This is a genomic window from Deferribacterota bacterium, from assembly GCA_034189185.1.
Lineage (GTDB): Bacteria > Chrysiogenota > Deferribacteres > Deferribacterales > UBA228 > UBA228.
Window position 1 is genome coordinate 1 of the sequence record JAXHVM010000283.1, and the last position, 1,734, is coordinate 1,734.

Annotated in this window: 2 protein-coding genes; both read left to right on the top strand. The window is 31.5% G+C overall.

Going from position 1 to position 1,734, the window contains the following annotated elements:
• Positions 1-30: 30 nt before the first annotated feature.
• A complete protein-coding gene (locus tag SVN78_10915; GenBank protein MDY6822117.1) occupies positions 31-990 on the top strand; it encodes an ornithine cyclodeaminase family protein in 960 nt (319 codons plus the stop codon).
• 93 nt (positions 991-1,083) lie between these two features.
• The coding region (locus SVN78_10920; protein ID MDY6822118.1) for a ribonucleotide reductase N-terminal alpha domain-containing protein at positions 1,084-1,734 on the top strand (651 nt) is incomplete at its 3' end.

Sequence of the window (1,734 nt, forward strand, 5' to 3'; positions counted from 1 at the left end):
ACAAAAAAACAATGTAATAGAGTTTAAACTATGAGCTCAATATATCTAACAGAAGATAATGTAAAAAACATTTTATCAATTGATACCACAATTGAACTTGTTGAAGAAATCTTTAGGGAACATTCAAAGGGTAATGCCTTTAATATGCCAAGGCAGAGGATGCGCATTAGAAAAGGTATGCTTCATATGTTATCTGCTGCAATACCCTATAAAGGGGTTTTAGGATATAAGGCATATACATCATTTAAGGCCGGAACACAATTTAAGGTCTTTTTGCATTCTGCTGAAACAGGTCAACTTCTAGCAATTATTGATGCAAATGAGTTAGGTAGGCTAAGAACAGCTGCAGCCTCAGCTATAGCAACAAAACATATGGCAAAAAAAGAAAATAATTTACACCTTGTATTTGGCGCAGGATTTCAAGCTGAAACTCAAATTATAGCTATTACAAAAGTTCTTAATATTAAGAAAACAATTTTAGTAAATAGAAACAAAGAAAGGGGAGATAATTGTATTAAAAACATTAAAAGTAAATGTTTGCTAGATATTGAAAGAACAGAAAACCACAAAGACTATATTAGCCGTGCCGATATTATAACAACCATAACAACAGCTAAAGATCCTCTATTTGAAGTCAGTGAAATAAACGAAAAAGGTGTACATATTAATGCAGCTGGATCAAATAGCTTGATTAGAAGGGAGCTGTCAGAAAAAATTATAGAAAAAGCTGATATTTTAGCTGTTGATTCAAAAGATGTGGCCTTATTAGAATGCGGTGATATTTTACCATCTTTGGAAAAAGGAAGACTCCATGTTAATGAAATTTTAGAATTAGGTGATATAGTCTCTGGTAAAATAATGGGCAGAAAAAATGATAAAGAAATTACTATCTTTGAATCCCATGGTATGGGTTTACAAGATATAGTTTGTGCTCATTATATATATAACAACGCTATCAAAAGCAAGATAGGACAACCTTTACCATTTTAATTTATACAATATTAGTCTAAATTAATTTCAATTATCACATTGATAATTTTTCTGTTAGTTATATAATTAAATTACTAAGAGAGGAGAAAATTTATGGAGTTAAAAGAAGTTAATATTAGCTGGTCAACTTTAGAGCCTGAAATATCAGAAAATGCTCACATAGTATTGAAGAAAAGATATTTAAAGAAAGACAAAAATGGAAATGTCATTGAAACACCAAGAGAGATGTTTCAAAGGGTTGCAGAGAATATATCAAAAGCAGAATTGAAATATAAAAGTAAATTATCAATTGAAGATGTTGCAAATCAATTTTATGAGATGATGGCTGAACTTAAATTCTTGCCAAACTCACCAACACTTATGAATGCTGGTAAGGATCTACAACAACTATCAGCCTGTTTTGTACTTCCTGTTGAAGATTCACTAGATAAAATTTTTGAAACAATTAAACACACAGCTCTAATTCACAAATCAGGTGGGGGAACTGGTTTTTCTTTCTCAAGACTTAGGCCAAAAGATGACGTAGTAAAAAGCACAAAGGGAGTCTCCTCTGGGCCAGTATCATTTATGACAGTATTTGATGCTGCCACTGAAACTATAAAACAGGGTGGAACCAGAAGAGGTGCAAACATGGGTATATTAAGAGTGGACCACCCCGATATTATGGAATTTATCTATGCAAAAAAGGATAAAAAGAAATTAAACAATTTTAATATATCCGTTGCAATAACAAATGAATTTATG

Bases quoted from the DNA above. Each gene is read 5' to 3' on its own strand.
- SVN78_10915 (MDY6822117.1), top strand. From the start codon at position 31: ATGAGCTCAATATATCTAACAGAAGATAATGTAAAAAACATTTTATCA.